Source organism: Streptomyces sp. NBC_00568, from assembly GCF_026341855.1.
Classification (GTDB): Bacteria; Actinomycetota; Actinomycetes; order Streptomycetales; family Streptomycetaceae; genus Streptomyces.
In genome coordinates this window covers 4,294,099-4,309,812 of the sequence record NZ_JAPENW010000001.1, presented here as the reverse complement: position 1 = coordinate 4,309,812, position 15,714 = coordinate 4,294,099, and the positions used below count along the sequence as shown (strand labels likewise).

10 protein-coding genes are annotated in these 15,714 nt (G+C 71.0%); 4 read left to right on the top strand and 6 right to left on the bottom strand.

Annotated elements, in window-relative coordinates; translation table 11 throughout:
• Positions 1 to 35 precede the first annotated feature (35 nt).
• The gene (locus OOK38_RS18775; protein WP_266758964.1) at positions 36 to 2,303 is read right to left on the bottom strand and encodes an MMPL family transporter; all 2,268 of its coding nucleotides are present in this window, start codon (positions 2,301 to 2,303) and stop codon (positions 36 to 38) included.
• 165 nt (positions 2,304 to 2,468) lie between these two features.
• Here OOK38_RS18775 and OOK38_RS18770 point away from each other — a divergent pair, with 165 nt between their 5' ends.
• The 3 genes from OOK38_RS18770 to OOK38_RS18760 all read left to right on the top strand — a co-directional run bounded on the left by OOK38_RS18770 (position 2,469) and on the right by OOK38_RS18760 (position 5,965).
• Positions 2,469 to 3,143: a TetR family transcriptional regulator gene (locus tag OOK38_RS18770; RefSeq protein WP_266848599.1), complete on the top strand. Its 675-nt coding sequence runs from the start codon at positions 2,469 to 2,471 to the stop codon at positions 3,141 to 3,143.
• 247 nt (positions 3,144 to 3,390) lie between these two features.
• On the top strand, positions 3,391 to 3,630 hold the full coding sequence (locus OOK38_RS18765) for a heavy-metal-associated domain-containing protein (protein ID WP_266758967.1): 240 nt from the start codon (positions 3,391 to 3,393) through the stop codon (positions 3,628 to 3,630).
• 91 nt (positions 3,631 to 3,721) lie between these two features.
• Positions 3,722 to 5,965, top strand: a complete 2,244-nt coding sequence (locus OOK38_RS18760) for a cation-translocating P-type ATPase (protein ID WP_266848598.1) — start codon at positions 3,722 to 3,724, stop codon at positions 5,963 to 5,965.
• Between the two features lie 583 nt (positions 5,966 to 6,548).
• Here OOK38_RS18760 and OOK38_RS18755 read toward each other — a convergent pair.
• From OOK38_RS18755 to OOK38_RS18735, 5 genes are all read right to left on the bottom strand, one after another.
• Positions 6,549 to 7,838 carry a citrate synthase gene (locus OOK38_RS18755; protein ID WP_266758971.1) on the bottom strand — a complete coding sequence of 430 codons (1,290 nt, stop codon included), beginning with the start codon at positions 7,836 to 7,838 and terminating at the stop codon, positions 6,549 to 6,551.
• A 294-nt stretch (positions 7,839 to 8,132) separates the two neighbouring features.
• Positions 8,133 to 10,388 carry an ATP-dependent RecD-like DNA helicase gene (locus OOK38_RS18750; protein WP_266758973.1) on the bottom strand — a complete coding sequence of 752 codons (2,256 nt, stop codon included), beginning with the start codon at positions 10,386 to 10,388 and terminating at the stop codon, positions 8,133 to 8,135.
• Between the two features lie 254 nt (positions 10,389 to 10,642).
• Positions 10,643 to 11,473: a sugar phosphate isomerase/epimerase gene (locus OOK38_RS18745; protein WP_266758975.1), complete on the bottom strand. Its 831-nt coding sequence runs from the start codon at positions 11,471 to 11,473 to the stop codon at positions 10,643 to 10,645.
• Positions 11,470 to 12,627: a dihydrodipicolinate synthase family protein gene (locus OOK38_RS18740; protein WP_266758977.1), complete on the bottom strand. Its 1,158-nt coding sequence runs from the start codon at positions 12,625 to 12,627 to the stop codon at positions 11,470 to 11,472. Before OOK38_RS18740 ends, OOK38_RS18745 begins: the two co-directional genes overlap by 4 nt.
• On the bottom strand, positions 12,624 to 13,775 hold the full coding sequence (locus tag OOK38_RS18735) for a Gfo/Idh/MocA family protein (protein WP_266758979.1): 1,152 nt from the start codon (positions 13,773 to 13,775) through the stop codon (positions 12,624 to 12,626). Before OOK38_RS18735 ends, OOK38_RS18740 begins: the two co-directional genes overlap by 4 nt.
• A 308-nt stretch (positions 13,776 to 14,083) precedes the next feature.
• On the opposite strand from OOK38_RS18735, the gene OOK38_RS18730 reads away from it, so the two are divergent.
• Positions 14,084 to 15,133, top strand: coding sequence for a LacI family DNA-binding transcriptional regulator (locus tag OOK38_RS18730; protein WP_266758980.1), 1,050 nt, complete (start codon positions 14,084 to 14,086; stop codon positions 15,131 to 15,133).
• The last annotated feature ends 581 nt before the right edge of the window (positions 15,134 to 15,714 follow it).

The window sequence follows — 15,714 nt, the reverse complement described above, 5'->3', positions numbered from 1 at the left end:
CGCCCTCCGCCCGGAGATCACCTTCCCCGGGAACGCTATCCGCGCGCGCCCGCCTTGTCCCGGCCGGGCTCGGTCGCCGGTACCGGGGCCGCCTCCGGCGCCTCCCCCTCGCTGAGTCCGAACCGGTCGTGGAAGCGCCGCAGCGGTCCGGGCGCCCACCAGGTGGCCCGGCCGGTCAGGCGCATGACCGCCGGGACCAGCAGGCTGCGGACGACCATCGCGTCCATCAGCACGGCGAGCGCGATGCCCAGACCGAGCATCTTGGTGTTGGCGATCCGGGAGGTGCCGATGGCGACCATCACCACCGCGAGGATGACCGCGGCGGCGGTGATGAGCCCGCCGGTGCGCTGGAGCCCGAAGCGGACCGCCTCCCGGTGGTCGCCGGTGTGGTCGTACTCCTCCTTGATACGGGAGAGGAGGAAGACGCCGTAGTCCATGGAGAGGCCGAAGGCGACGCAGAACATCAGGACCGGGAGGGTCGTCTCGATCGAACCGGAGCTGGTGAAGTCGAGGAGGCCGGAGAGATGGCCGTCCTGGAAGACCCAGACCACCGCACCGAACATCGCGGTCAGGCTGAGCGCGTTGAGCAGCACCGCCTGGACCGGGATCAGCACGCTGCCGGTCAGCAGGAACACCAGGAACAGCGTGACGATCGCGATGAACGCGACCGCCCACGGCAGCCGGTCGGCTATCGCGTGCTTGGAGTCGACCAGGACGGCCGCCGTGCCGGTCACGGAGGTCTCGAACGGAGCGTCCGCCGCCCGGAGTTCGCCCACCAGCCGCTGGGCCCCCTCGTCCACGGCCTCGCCCTTCGGCAGCACCGTGAAGTACGCCGCGTCGCCCTTCACCAGGGGCCCGTCCACACGCAGCACCTCGGGCAGCGCGGCGATCCGCTCCCTGTACCGGGCGTACTGGGTCGGGGTGGCCGCTCCCTCGGCCAGGACCTCCAGACCGCCGCCGGGACTGCCCGGGAAGCCGTCGCGGATGTGCTGCTGGACGATGTGGGACTCCGCGCCCGAGGGCAGCTGGCGGTCGTCGGCCGTGCCGAACTTCACGCCCAGGAAGGGCAGTCCGAGGACGATGAGGCCGGCCGTGGTGGCCACCGCGAAGAGCGGTGCCCTGCGCATCACGAGGGAGGCCATGCGTCCCCAGGCGGCCCCGCCGTCGGCCGGACGCGGCCTTCCGCGGCGGAACAGGCGCCGCAGGTCCAGGGAGTTCACCCGGTCGCCGAGGAGCACCAGCGCCGCGGGGAGCAGAATCAGGGCGGCGGCCGCGGCCAGCAGCACGACGGCGATGCCGGCGTAGGCGAAGGAGCGCAGGAAGTACTGCGGGAAGAGCAGCATCGCGGCCAGGGACACCGCGACGGTGAGGGCGGAGAAGAGCACCGTGCGGCCCGCGGTGCGCAGGGTGGTGCCGACCGCGGTGCGCGGCGGGGCGCCGGTGGCCAGCTCCTCACGGAACCTGCGGACGATGAACAGGGCGTAGTCGATGGCGAGACCGAGACCGAGGGCCGTGGTCAGGTTCATCGCGAAGACCGAGACGTCCGTGACCTCGGTGAGGCCGCGCAGCACGGCGTTGGTGCCGAGGATCGCGATGATGCCGACCCCGAGCGGCAGCAGGGCCGCGACGGCGCTCCCGAAGACCATGACCAGCAGCAGGAGGGTCACCGGCAGGGCGATCATCTCGGCCCGGGTCAGGTCCTCGCGGATGGTCGTCTGCATCTCGTGCCGGACGGCGACCGGTCCGCCGACCTCGACCTCGACGGGGCCGCTCCTTCCGCGGAAGGAGGGTGCGAGTCGGTCGAGGGTGTCGGACGCGGTCTTCTCGTCGCCGGTGATGCGCGCGGCGATCAGCGCCTCGTGTCCGTCACGCGCCTTCAGCGCGGGGGAACCGGACTGCCAGTAGGAACCGACGCCCGTGACACCCCGCTCGGTGGCCAGGCGTGCCGTGAGCCGCTTGGCCTCGGCGGCGACGGAAGGGTCGTCGACCGAGGCGGCGCCCGCGTCGAGAAGGAGCAGCAGATTGGGCTGCGAGGCGGGGAACTCCCGCTCCAGCGCCTTGGTCGCGTACGTCGACTGCGCGGTCGGGTCCTCCCAGCCTCCGCTGCCCAGCCGGTCGGCGACCCCGCTGCCCGCGACCACGGCGAGCGCGGTCAGCAGGAGGGCCACGAGCAGGGAGAGCCGCGGCCGCGCGGTCACGAACCGGGTCCATCCGCCGAGCCGCCCACCCCCGCCCGAGCCTGCCTCCGAGCCCTCGCCGGACCTCGCTCCGGGTCCGTCACCCGCGTCGTCGACTTCGGACATGATGCGGTGTCCCCTTCACCGTGATCCTGATGGCCCGCACCCGTGCAGGCAGCATGGATCGCCCATTGCCATAGAATGGCAAACACGAGCCATCGCTCGCGTTTTTCAAGAATGCGAGCGACCACTCGTGTTTGTCAATCGCGTCCCGAGAAGCTGGGGATAACCGTGCCCGAGAAGCAGCAGGCCGAGGAGTCACCGACGCGGCAGCAGCGCTCCGAGGAGAAGCCGCGCCGCAGGCAGGCCCGCGGCGAGCGCCGCATCGCCCAGCTCCTGGAGGCGGCGGCCTCCGTGTTCTGCCAGTCCGGCTACACGGCGGCGAGCACGAACGCCATCGCCCGCGAGGCCGGCGTCTCACCCGGCACGCTCTACCAGTTCTTCCCGAACAAGGAAGCCATCGCGGTCGGCCTCGGCGACCAGCTGCTGGAGCACTGGGCCCGGTCGCACGGACAGGCGCTCACGCCGGAGAACATCGGCCTCCCGCTGGACCGGATGCTCGACGCGGTCCTCGACCCGCTGATCGCGTTCAACGTCGAGAACCCGGCCTTCGCCGTCCTGATGCACGGTCCCGACATCCCGGGACCGATCGCCGAGGAGATCGGCAGTGTGCACTGCGCCCTCCTCGCCCGCGTCGAGGAGATGATCGCGACCCGTGTGCCGGACCTCCCGCCCGGCGAGCGCGCCCGCACGGCGAACATGACGCTCCACCTCTTCAAGGCCGGCCTCACCCTGATCATGTCCCACGAGGGCGCCGAGCGGGACGCCTACGTCGCGGAGCTGAAGACGGTCATGCACCGCTACCTGGAGCCGATCCTCGGGGACGAGCACCCCGTCGGCCACTGAGTCACGCCAAACGCACCGGGCATCGACGGCACCAGTCTTCCCGTCTGCGACATCAGGGATCTTTGCCATAAGGTTCGGACAAATCAATCAGTGATCCTCGACCCGGAATCAGCCGCCGGGCACACCCGGGCTCGCTTGGATAAATACCCCCTAGGGGTATAGTGTGGTGACCATCGGGGAGAACCCTGGGTTCCCAGGGGCCCCTCCCCGCACGCACGCACCGGACGCCTCGACGAGGAGCAACGCCATGACCGCGCAGACCGACACCCCGGGTTCCGTCACCGCCGTCTACCAGGTGAGCGGGATGAGCTGCGGACACTGTGAAGGCTCCGTCAGCAGCGAGATCTCCGAGATCCCCGGCGTCACCTCGGTGAAGGCCGTCGCCTCGACCGGCGAGGTCACCGTCGTCTCCGAGACCGCGCTCGACGGGAACGCCGTCCGCGCCGCGGTGGACGAGGCGGGCTTCGAGCTCGTCGGCCCGGCCTGAGCGGACTCAGCAGCCCCTCTCCTCCGTACCGGGCCGTGCCGACCGGCTGATACCGGCTCCGCACGGCCCGGCTCATTCCTGGAGCCGGATCATGACCACCGCAGCACCCGAGACACCCATAGGCGCGACCTCGGAGATCGAGCTCTCCATCGGCGGCATGACCTGCGCCTCCTGCGCGGCACGCGTCGAGAAGAAGCTCAACCGGATGGACGGCGTCACCGCCACCGTCAACTTCGCGACGGAGAAGGCCAAGGTCTCGTACCCCGTGGGGGTACAGGTCGCCGATCTGATCGCCACCGTGGTGAGGACGGGCTACACCGCCGAGGAACCCCCGCCGCCCCTGGCGCCCGAGGAGACGGCACCGCCCGCCGACGACGACCCCGAGACGGCCGCGCTGCGCGAGCGCCTGACCGTCTCCGCGGCGCTCGCCCTGCCCGTCGTCCTCATGTCGATGATCCCGGCCCTGCAGTTCGACAACTGGCAGTGGCTCTCGCTGACGCTCGCCGCCCCCGTCGTGGTCTGGGGCGGGCTGCCCTTCCACCGGGCCGCCCTGACGAACGCGCGGCACGGCGCGGCCACCATGGACACCCTGGTCTCGGTCGGCACGCTCGCCGCGTTCGGCTGGTCCCTGTGGGCGCTGTTCTTCGGCGACGCGGGGATGCCGGGCATGCGGCACGGCTTCGAGCTCACCGTCTCCCGTACGGACGGGGCGTCCACGCTCTATCTCGAGGTCGCCGCGGGCGTCATCGCGTTCATCCTGCTCGGCCGCTTCCTGGAGGCCCGCTCCAAGCGGCGCGCGGGGGCGGCGCTGCGGGCGCTGATGGAGCTCGGCGCCAAGGATGTCGCCGTCCTGCGGGACGGCCGTGAGGTCCGCGTCCCCGTGGAACGGCTGGCGGTCGGCGACCGGTTCGTCGTACGGCCGGGCGAGAAGGTCGCCACCGACGGGACCGTCGTGGAGGGCGCGTCGGCCGTCGACGCGTCCATGCTGACCGGCGAGTCGGTGCCGGTGGACGTGACCGTCGGGGACAGCGTCACCGGTGCGACCGTGAACGCCGGGGGCCGGCTCGTCGTCGAGGCCACCCGGATCGGAGCGGACACCCAGCTCGCGCGGATGGCACGGCTCGTCGAGGACGCGCAGAACGGCAAGGCCGAGGTGCAGCGCCTCGCCGACCGGATCTCCGGGGTCTTCGTGCCCGTCGTGCTGCTCGTCGCGATCGGCACCTTCGGGGCCTGGATCGCGGTCACCGGCGACACCGTCGCGGCCTTCACCGCCGCCGTCGCCGTGCTGATCATCGCCTGCCCGTGCGCGCTCGGCCTGGCCACCCCGACCGCCCTGCTGGTCGGCACCGGCCGCGGCGCCCAGCTCGGCATCCTCATCAAGGGCCCCGAGGTCCTGGAGTCCACGCGCCGCGTCGACACCGTCGTGCTGGACAAGACCGGCACGGTCACCACGGGGCGCATGAGCCTCCACGAGGTGTACGTCGCCGACGGCACCGCCGAGGAGGACGTCCTGCGGCTCGCAGGAGCCCTGGAACACGCCTCCGAGCATCCGGTCGCCCGGGCGATCGCGGCAGGCGCTCAGGAGCGCGTGGGAGCCCTTCCCGTACCGGAACACTTCGAGAACGTGCCCGGCCGCGGCGTACGCGGGCGGGTGGACGGCCACGACGTCACCGTCGGCCGGTTCCCGGACGAGCTCCCGAAGGCGCTTGCAGGCGCGAAGAGCGCGGCCGAGGCGGAGGGCCGTACGGCGGTCGTGGTCGCCCGGGACGGCGCGGCGGTGGGCATCCTGACCGTCGCCGACACGATCAAGGAGACCAGCGCCGAGGCCGTACGCGAACTGCGCGCCCTCGGGCTCACACCGGTGCTGCTGACCGGGGACAACCGGGCGGTCGCCGAGGCAGTGGCGCGGGCGGTCGGCATCGGCTCCGCCGAGGTGATCGCCGAGGTGCTGCCCGAGGACAAGGTCGCCGTGGTGCGACGGCTCCAGGGCGAGGGCCGGACCGTCGCGATGGTCGGCGACGGGGTGAACGACGCGGCCGCGCTCGCCACCGCCGATCTGGGCCTCGCGATGGGCACGGGGACGGACGCGGCGATCGAGGCGAGCGATCTGACGCTGGTGCGCGGGGACCTGCGGGTGGCCGCGGACGCGATCCGGCTGGCCCGCAGCACCCTGTCGACGATCAAGGGAAACCTGGTCTGGGCCTTCGGCTACAACGTGGCGGCACTGCCGCTGGCCGCGGCGGGCCTGCTGAACCCCATGATCGCGGGGGCGGCGATGGCCTTCTCGTCCGTGTTCGTGGTCACGAACAGCCTTCGACTCAGAGCATTCTCGTGACGACGATGCATGAGTCCCCCTAGAGTCCAACGGGAGCCTCACATAAGCTCTTCACAAGGCTCGCGCATCTTCCTTACGCTTGGTTCCCGATTCCCATATCGGGGCTCTTGCCTATCTTCAGGACATATGCAAGAGACACAGATCACAGTGACGTGAACGTAACCATCGAAGGGGTTCGTCAGTCTAAGTTGGCGATGTCAGAAGCGTCTTGGGGGGCGTGACTGGCATCTGGGGATGTCTTGGGGGACGTTCCCGGAAATTGCGTCGCCGGGGCACGTACACCGGGGAGCTTTGAGCGGCCCTCCCGATCCGTACGCGTCCCGGCAGATCGCACCGCACCACCGCAGTACAGCGAGCTCCGCTCGCTCGGCTCACCGCCGGCCCCGTGCCGGCACACAGCGATTCAGGCGCTGTCCCACAGACGCCCGGCCGGATCCCGTGGGGGGAATCCGCACCGGGACAAGGAAAGCGCCCTGACTGCCGGCCCGTGGGGGGACCAGTAGCAGGGCGCTTTCCGTTTTTCTGCCGCGGTACGAGTTCGCCGGGCCCCGCGTACGGGACCCGGCGATCTGTCGTGCAGGCGTCAGCGAGCCTCGACCGGCACGAAGTCGCGCTCGACGACACCCGTGTAGATCTGACGCGGGCGGCCGATGCGGGAGCCGGGCTCCTTGATCATCTCGTGCCACTGGGCGATCCAGCCCGGCAGCCGGCCGAGGGCGAACAGGACCGTGAACATCTCGGTCGGGAAGCCCATGGCGCGGTAGATCAGGCCGGTGTAGAAGTCGACGTTCGGGTAGAGGTTGCGCGAGACGAAGTAATCGTCGGAGAGCGCGTGCTCCTCCAGCTTGAGCGCGATGTCCAGCAGCTCGTCGGACTTGCCGAGAGCGGACAGGACGTCGTGCGCCGCGGCCTTGATGATCTTGGCGCGCGGGTCGAAGGACTTGTACACCCGGTGGCCGAAGCCCATCAGGCGGACGCCGTCCTCCTTGTTCTTCACCTTGCGGATGAAGGAGTCGACGTCGCCGCCGTTGGCCTTGATGCCCTCCAGCATCTCCAGGACCGACTGGTTGGCGCCGCCGTGCAGCGGGCCCCACAGGGCCGAGATGCCGGCGGAGATCGAGGCGAACATGTTCGCCTGCGAGGAGCCGACCAGACGCACGGTGGACGTCGAACAGTTCTGCTCGTGGTCCGCGTGCAGGATGAGCAGCTTGTCCAGCGCGGAGACGACGACCGGGTCGAGCTCGTACTCCTGGGCGGGGACCGAGAAGGTCATGCGCAGGAAGTTCTCGACGTACCCGAGGTCGTTGCGCGGGTAGACGAAGGGGTGACCGATCGACTTCTTGTAGGCGTACGCCGCGATCGTCGGAAGCTTGGCGAGCAGCCGGATCGTGGAGAGGTTGCGCTGCTTCTCGTCGAACGGGTTGTGGCTGTCCTGGTAGAAGGTCGACAGCGCCGAGACGACCGAGGACAGCATCGCCATCGGGTGGGCGTCGCGCGGGAAGCCCCTGTAGAAGTTCTTGACGTCCTCGTGCAGCAGGGTGTGCTGCGTGATTTCGTTCTTGAAGGTGGAGAGCTCGTCGACGTTCGGAAGCTCACCGTTGATCAGCAGGTACGCCACCTCAAGGAAGGTGGAACGCTCGGCCAGCTGCTCGATCGGGTAGCCGCGGTACCGAAGGATGCCCTGCTCACCGTCGAGATAGGTGATCGCGGATTTATAGGCGGCGGTATTGCCGTACCCGCTGTCCAGCGTCACCAGACCGGTCTGGGCGCGGAGCTTGCCGATGTCGAAGCCCTTGTCGCCGACGGTGCTGTCGATCACCGGGTAGGTGTACTCGCCATCGCCGTACCGCAGTACTACAGAGTTGTCGCTCACGTCATCCCTCACCGACGTTGTGCCTCTTCTTCGAGGTGCCCTGACTGTCTCTACCATCCCCCATTTGGCCCTGGAGAGTGCACTCGGGGTCGACCATTGGGCCTATCGGCGGCACTCAGTGCCGCCAACCTGCTCATCCTGCCCCGTTCGTCCCGCAACTGGAAGTGCTCTGTGACCTTCGTGACTCATTTGATCGATCATTTTTTGTGACGGAGCGTGTCCCGCGCCCGAAAGGCCCCGTTCGGCCACCGAACGTGCTCGGTCCACACCACCGGACGGCCGTGAGGCCGTGGTTCATGAGCCGGACAGCCGGAAGTCCAGGGCCGTGCACCGGCGTCCCGCGGACACCGTACGCACCGCCTGGCCTATCGCCTTGCGCGAACCGACGAGGACGACCAGCTTCTTGGCCCGGGTGACCGCCGTGTAGAGCAGATTGCGCTGGAGCATCATCCACGCGCCCGTGGTCACCGGGATCACCACCGCCGGGTACTCGCTGCCCTGGGAGCGGTGGATGGTCACCGCGTAGGCGTGGGCGAGCTCGTCGAGTTCGTCGAATTCGTACGGCACCTCCTCGTCCTCGTCCGTCCGCACCGTCAGACGCTGCTCGACCGCATCGAGCGAGGTGACGACGCCCACGGTGCCGTTGAAGACGCCGTTCTCGCCCTTCTCGTAGTTGTTGCGGATCTGGGTGACCTTGTCCCCGACCCGGAAGACCCGGCCGCCGAACCGCTTCTCGGCGAGGTCGGGACGGCCGGGGGTGATGGCCTGCTGGAGCAGGCCGTTGAGGTGGCCCGCGCCGGCCGGGCCCCGGTGCATGGGAGCGAGGACCTGGATGTCCCGGCGCGGGTCGAGCCCGAACTTGGCCGGAATCCGCCGGGCCGCCACGTCCACGGTGAGCCGCCCGGCCTCCTCGGTGTCGTCCTCGACGAACAGGAAGAAGTCCTTCATGCCGTCGGTCAGGGGGTGCTGCCCGGAGTTGATCCGGTGCGCGTTGGTCACCACCCCGGACTGCTGGGCCTGGCGGAAGACCTTGGTGAGGCGGACCGCCGGGACCGGGCCGCGGTCGGCGAGCAGATCGCGCAGCACCTCGCCCGCGCCGACGCTCGGCAGCTGGTCGACGTCGCCGACGAAGAGCAGATGGGCGCCCGGGGGCACTGCCTTGACCAGCTTGTTGGCGAGCAGGAGGTCGAGCATGGAGGCCTCGTCGACCACCACCAGGTCGGCGTCCAGCGGCCGGTCCTTGTCATAGGCCGCGTCACCGCCCGGCTTGAGCTCCAGGAGCCGGTGCACCGTGGAGGCCTCGGCTCCGGTCAGCTCGGCGAGCCGCTTGGCGGCACGGCCGGTGGGCGCGGAGAGGACCACCTTGGCCCCCTTGGCGCGGGCCAGTTCCACGATCGAGCGGACCGTGAACGACTTGCCGCAGCCCGGACCTCCGGTGAGCACGGCGACCTTCTCGGTGAGCGCGAGCCGGACCGCCGCCTCCTGCTCGGGGGCCAGCTCCGCGCCCGTACGCCCCTTCAGCCACGCCAGGGCCTTGTCCCAGGCCACGTCGTGGAAGCCGGGCATCCGGTCACGGTCGCTGCGCAGCAGGCGCACCAGCTGGGCGGAGAGCGAGAGTTCCGCGCGGTGGAAGGGCACCAGGTAGACGGCCGTCACCGGGTCTCCGCCGTCCGGAGCGGGGACCTTCTCCCGTACGACACCGGGGTCCTCGCCCTCTTCCGCCGGGGCGGCCAGCTCCGCCAGGCACTCGATGACCAGGCCCGTGTCGACCTGGAGCAGCTTCACCGCGTCCGCGATCAGCCGCTCCTCGGGGAGGTAGCAGTGGCCCTGGTCGGTGGACTGGGACAGGGCGTACTGAAGGCCGGCCTTCACGCGCTCCGGGCTGTCGTGCGGGATGCCGACGGACCGGGCGATCTTGTCGGCGGTGAGGAAGCCGATGCCCCAGACGTCGGATGCCAGGCGGTAGGGCTGGTTCTTCACGACCGAGATCGACGCGTCGCCGTACTTCTTGTAGATGCGGACCGCGATGGAGGTGGACACCTCGACGGTCTGGAGGAAGAGCATGACCTCCTTGATCGCCTTCTGCTCCTCCCAGGCGTCGGCGATCCTCCCGGTGCGCTTGGGGCCGAGTCCCGGGACCTCGATGAGCCGCTTCGGCTCCTCCTCGATGATCCGCAGGGTGTCCAGTCCGAAGTGCTGGGTGATGCGGTCGGCGAAGACCGGGCCGATGCCCTTGACCAGGCCGGAGCCGAGATAGCGGCGGATGCCCTGGACGGTGGCCGGGAGCACCGTCGTGTAGTTCTCCACCGTGAACTGCTTGCCGTACTGCGGGTGGGAGCCCCAGCGGCCCTCCATGCGCAGGGACTCGCCGACCTGGGCTCCGAGAAGCGATCCGACGACGGTGAGCAGATCGCCGGCGCCGCGGCCGGTGTCCACCCGGGCGACCGTGTATCCGTTCTCCTCGTTGGCGTACGTGATGCGTTCGAGCACGCCTTCCAGCGTGGCCAGTCGCCGCTCGCCGGTCTGGGCGGCCCCCGCCTGATTGGACATGATCCGACGGTACCGCCCGCCTCCGACAGCGACCGGGCACTGTGGACGAGCGGGGGTGGCGCCGGTCCGGGTCGCCCCGGGTCCGGTCGCGGCGCGCGAAAGCATTCGAGGGGCCCGGTCCGTCGACCGGGCCCCTCGGCTTTCCCCTCCGTATCAGAACCCCCGCGATCCCCCCAGATCCCCCTCCAGAAGTCCTGATGCCATGTACGACCCGCGAGGTCGGGGAAGGGTTGCACGGACTTCTGAAGATTCTTTTACCCGGCGTGTTCCACGAACCTCGCCGCCGTCTCCGCCAGCACCTCCCGCCCGTCCCGGGCCCACAGCCCGTCGTTGAAGAGCTCGACCTCGATGGGTCCGGCGTACCCCGCCGCCTCGACGTGACCCCGCCACGCGCGGAAGTCGACCGAGCCGTCGCCGAGCTGGCCGCGGCCGTTGAGGACGCCCTCGGGAAGCGGGGTGGTCCAGTCGGCGAGCTGGAAGGTGTGGATGCGGCCCCCGGCTCCCGCCCGGGCGATCTGCGCGGGCGCCGTGTCGTCCCACCAGAGGTGGTACGTGTCGACGGTGACGCCCACCTGCTCCGCCGGGAAGCGCTCCGCGAGGTCCAGGGCCTGGGCGAGGGTGGAGACCACACAGCGGTCGGCGGCGTACATGGGGTGGAGCGGCTCGATGGCCAGGCGCACGCCGCGGGAGGCCGCGTACGGGCCCAGTTCGCCGAGCGCGTCGGCGATGCGCTCACGGGCGCCGCGCAGGTCCTTCGAGCCGGACGGCAGACCGCCGGAGACCAGCACGAGGGTGTCGGTGCCGAGGGTCGCGGCCTCGTCGACGGCCGCCCGGTTGTCGTCCAGGGCGAGCTTCCGCTCCCCCGGGTCGATCGCCGTGAGGAAGCCGCCCCGGCACAGGGTGGTGACGGCCAGGCCCGCGTCGTGGACGAGTCTCGCGGTGGCGTCGAGGCCGTACGACCGCACGGGTTCGCGCCAGAGACCGACGCCCGGGATGCCCATCTCCACGCAGGCCTCGACCAGTTCGGGCATCGGGAGCTGCTTGACCGTCATCTGGTTGACGGAGAATCGGGCGAGGCTGCTCATGGGGTCACTCCGTACAGGGCCAGCAGGGTCTTCATCCGTGCCTCGGCACGTTCCGGGCTCGGGAACAGGCCCAGTCCGTCGGCCAGTTCGTAGGCGCGCGCGAAGTGCGGCAGCGAGCGCGCCGACTGGAGGCCGCCGACCATCGCGAAGTGCTCCTGGTGACCCGCGAGCCAGGCCAGGAAGACGACGCCCGTCTTGTAGAAGCGGGTCGGGGGCTGGAAGAGGTGGCGGGACAACTCGACGGTGGGGTCGAGGAGTTCACGGAAGCCCTTGACGTCGCCCGTGTCCAGGACCCGTACGGCCCGGGCGGCCGCCGGACCCAGCGGGTCGAAGATGCCGAGCAGCGCGTGGCTGAAGCCCTGCTCGTCGCCCGCGATCAGCTCGGGGTAGTTGAAGTCGTCGCCGGTGTAGCAGCGGACGCCGTCCGGGAGGCGGCGGCGCAGCTCGACCTCCCGGCGGGCGTCCAGCAGCGAGACCTTGATGCCGTCCACCTTGTCCGGGTGGGCGGCGATCACCTCCAGGAACACCTCCGTCGCCGCGTCCAGGTCGGGCGACCCCCAGTAGCCCTCCAGCGCCGGGTCGAACATCGGGCCCAGCCAGTGGAGGATCACCGGGTCGGCGGCCTGGCGCAGGAGGTGGCCGTAGATGTCGAGGTAGTCCTCGGGTCCGGCGGCGGCCGCGGCGAGCGCGCGGGAGGCCATCAGGATCGCCCGCGCGCCCGACTCCTCGACGAGGGCGAGCTGTTCCTCGTACGCGGCCCGCACCTGGTGGAGCGTGGCCGGGCCGGTGAGCTGGTCCGTTCCGACGCCGCAGGCGATCCGGCCGCCGACGGCCCGGGCCTCGGCCGAGGACCTCCGGACGAGTTCGGCCGCCCCGGCCCAGTCCAGGCCCATCCCGCGCTGGGCGGTGTCCATCGCCTCGGCGACACCGAGGCCGTGCGACCACAGATGGCGCCGGAAGGCGAGCGTGGCGTCCCAGTCGACGGCGGCGGGCGCGTCGGGCGAGACGTCCGCGTACGGGTCGGCGACGACGTGCGCGGCCGAGAAGACCGTGCGGGAGGCGAGGGGCGCGCCGTCGGGAAGGACGGCGAGGGGGTCGGTACGCGGCTCGTAGGTCCGCAACCGGCCGTCGGCGCCCGGGAGTCGGATCGTCACAGTGAGATCTCCGGCACCTCGAGGCGGCGGCCCTCGGCCGAGGACTTCAGGCCCAGCTCGGCGAGCTGCACGCCGCGGGCGCCTGCGAGGAGGTCCCAGCGGTAGGGGGCGTCGGCGTAGACATGCCGCAGGAACAGCTCCCACTGGGCCTTGAAGCCGTTGTCGAACTCGGCGTTGTCGGGGACCTCCTGCCACTGGTCGCGGAAGGAGTAGGTGGCCGGGATGTCCGGGTTCCAGACCGGCTTGGGGGTCGAACTGCGGTGCTGGACCCGGCAGTTGCGCAGTCCGGCGACGGCCGATCCCTCCGTGCCGTCGACCTGGAACTCGACGAGCTCGTCGCGGTTGACGCGCACGGCCCAGGAGGAGTTGATCTGGGCCACCGCGCCGCCCTCCAGCTCGAAGATGCCGTAGGCGGCGTCGTCGGCGGTGGCGTCGTACGGCTTGTCCCCCTCGTCCCAGCGCTGCGGGATGTGGGTGGCGGTGAGCGCCTGCACGGAGGTGACGCGGCCGAAGAGCTCGTGCAGGACGTACTCCCAGTGCGGGAACATGTCGACGACGATGCCGCCGCCGTCCTCGGCGCGGTAGTTCCAGGAGGGCCGCTGGGCCTGCTGCCAGTCGCCCTCGAAGACCCAGTAGCCGAACTCCCCGCGGACGGACAGGATCCGCCCGAAGAAGCCGCCGTCGATGAGCCGCTTCAGCTTGAGCAGGCCGGGGAGGAACAGCTTGTCCTGGACGACACCGTGCTTGACGCCGGCGGCGTGCGCGAGGCGGGCCAGTTCGAGCGCCCCGTCGAGGCCCGTGGCGGTCGGCTTCTCGGTGTAGACGTGCTTGCCCGCGGCGACGGCCTTCCTGAGGGCCTCCTCGCGGGCGGACGTCACCTGGGCGTCGAAGTAGAGGTCGACGGCCGGATCGGCGAGGACCGCGTCCAGGTCCGTCGACCAGTGCTCGAGGCCGTGCCGCTCGGCGAGCTCCTTCAGTGCGCGCTCGCGGCGGCCGACGAGGACGGGCTCGGGCCACAGCACGGTGCCGTCGCCGAGGTCGAGGCCGCCCTCGTCACGCAGGGCGAGAATCGAGCGGACGAGGTGCTGGCGGTAGCCCATGCGTCCCGTCACGCCGTTCATGGCGATACGCACCGTCTTGCGTGTCACGTCATTCCCTTCGTACGCGTCAGGCGCCGCGCACGCTTACAGGTGAGCGTGACAGCAAGCGCTTTCTACTGCTGAGAAGCTAGCCTCTCTGCAGCGGTCCGGACAAGACCACCGCGAAGACGAGTTGTTCGAGGGGGCGAACAACGGGGGCTGATGGCCGTATGGTCTGCACGGACCCTGGCCACGGGACGCGGCGCACTCGGCCTTCGACTCCGTGTTCGACGCCGTACGACGAGGCATGACCAGGCACGACGACGTACGAGACGTACGAAGAGGTACGACGAGATGCGCGACCGGAGGACGACGAGATGACGGTGACCCTGGCGGACGTGGCGGCCCGCGCGCAGGTCTCTCCCGCGACGGTGTCGCGCGTGCTGAACGGGAACTATCCCGTGGCCTCCTCCACGCGTGAGCGGGTGCTGCGCGCGGTGGACGAGCTGGACTATGTGCTGAACGGGCCCGCGAGCTCGCTGGCCGCGGCGACCTCCGACCTCGTCGGCATCCTGGTCAACGACATCGCCGACCCCTTCTTCGGGATCATGGCGGCGGCGATCCAGTCCGAGATCGGCGGGCCCGGTGGGCGCGCCGGCGGGGAGCGGCTCGGCGTCGTGTGCAACACCGGCGGCTCCCCGGAGCGCGAACTCACCTACCTCACGCTCCTGCAGCGCCAGCGCGCCGCCGCGGTCGTGCTGACCGGCGGGGCCATCGAGGACGCCGCCCATGCCACCGCCGTCGCCGCGAAGCTGCGCAGGCTGACGGAGGCGGGGACCCGGGTCGTGCTGTGCGGGCGGCCGCCCGCGCCCGAGGCGCCGGAGGCGATCGCGCTCACCTTCGACAACCGCGGCGGCGGCAAGCAGCTCACCGAGCATCTGATCGGGCTCGGCCACCGGCGGCTCGGTTACATCGCGGGCCCCGAGGAACGCACGACGACCCGCCACCGCCTGGAGGGCCACCGCGCCGCGCTCGGCGCCCACGGCATCGAGGACGACCCGCGGCGCACCGTGCACGGCCGCTACGACCGCCGGTCCGGTTACGAGGCGACGCTCGAACTCCTGCGCCGCGACCCGTCGTTGACGGCCGTCGTCGCCGCGAACGACACCGTGGCGCTGGGCGCGTGCGCGGCTCTGCGCGACTCGGGGCTGCGCATCCCGGCCGACGTGTCCGTCGCGGGCTTCGACGATCTGCCGTTCAGCATCGACGCGGTGCCCGCCCTCACGACCGTACGACTGCCGCTCTCCGAGGCGGGCGCCCGCGCCGGGCGCATCGCCATGGGCCGCGAGGAGCCGCCGCCGGGCGGGATCGCGACGGTGCGCGGGGAGCTGATGGTACGGGGGTCCACCGGGGTTCCCCGGGACTGACGTCCGCTGTCCCCGGGGTTTCCGGGGGCTCGGGGTTTCCGGGGGTTCCCGGGGTTCCCGAGAGGGCCGGGGTTCCGAGGGGCCGGGGTTCCCGAGGGCCGGGGTTCCCGAGGGGCCGGGGTTCCGGAGGGGCCAGGGTTCCCGAGGTGCACAGGGTCCCGGGGTGCCCGGGGTGCACAGGGTTTCCGAGCGCCCCGAATTGACGTGCCGCTCCCCCGGGGTCGCCCACGGCTGACGTACGGCGCCCTGGGAGTCCAGGGCGTCGGGCCAGGCCCCGTGGTGGAGCCGAACGGGCCGGGCAGGGCCGCGGGACGGACCGGGGCGCTGGACGGACCGGGGCGCTGGGCAGGCCGTGGCGCTGGGCACACGGGCGCGGGACAGGCGGAACGCGGGCTGGGCGGGGCGACGCGGACTCCGGGGCGGGCTAGGCGGGTTGCCGAGTGGGGCGGACTTCGGGTGCGGGGCGGGGCGGATCGGGGGGTGGTCGGGGGTAGGCGGTGCGCGGTTGGGGGTTCTATGCTCGAGGCGGGCAATACCTCTGACTGAGTCAGTCATCCGGGCCGAGCGGGCCACCGTGACCA

Excerpts from the sequence above, each read along its gene's own strand:
- OOK38_RS18775 (WP_266758964.1), bottom strand. The coding sequence starts at position 2,303 with ATGTCCGAAGTCGACGACGCGGGTGACGGACCCGGAGCGAGGTCCGGC.
- OOK38_RS18730 (WP_266758980.1), top strand. The coding sequence starts at position 14,084 with ATGACGGTGACCCTGGCGGACGTGGCGGCCCGCGCGCAGGTCTCTCCC.
- OOK38_RS18765 (WP_266758967.1), top strand. The coding sequence starts at position 3,391 with ATGACCGCGCAGACCGACACCCCGGGTTCCGTCACCGCCGTCTACCAG.
- OOK38_RS18745 (WP_266758975.1), bottom strand. The coding sequence starts at position 11,473 with ATGAGCAGCCTCGCCCGATTCTCCGTCAACCAGATGACGGTCAAGCAG.
- OOK38_RS18750 (WP_266758973.1), bottom strand. The coding sequence starts at position 10,388 with ATGTCCAATCAGGCGGGGGCCGCCCAGACCGGCGAGCGGCGACTGGCC.
- OOK38_RS18760 (WP_266848598.1), top strand. The coding sequence starts at position 3,722 with ATGACCACCGCAGCACCCGAGACACCCATAGGCGCGACCTCGGAGATC.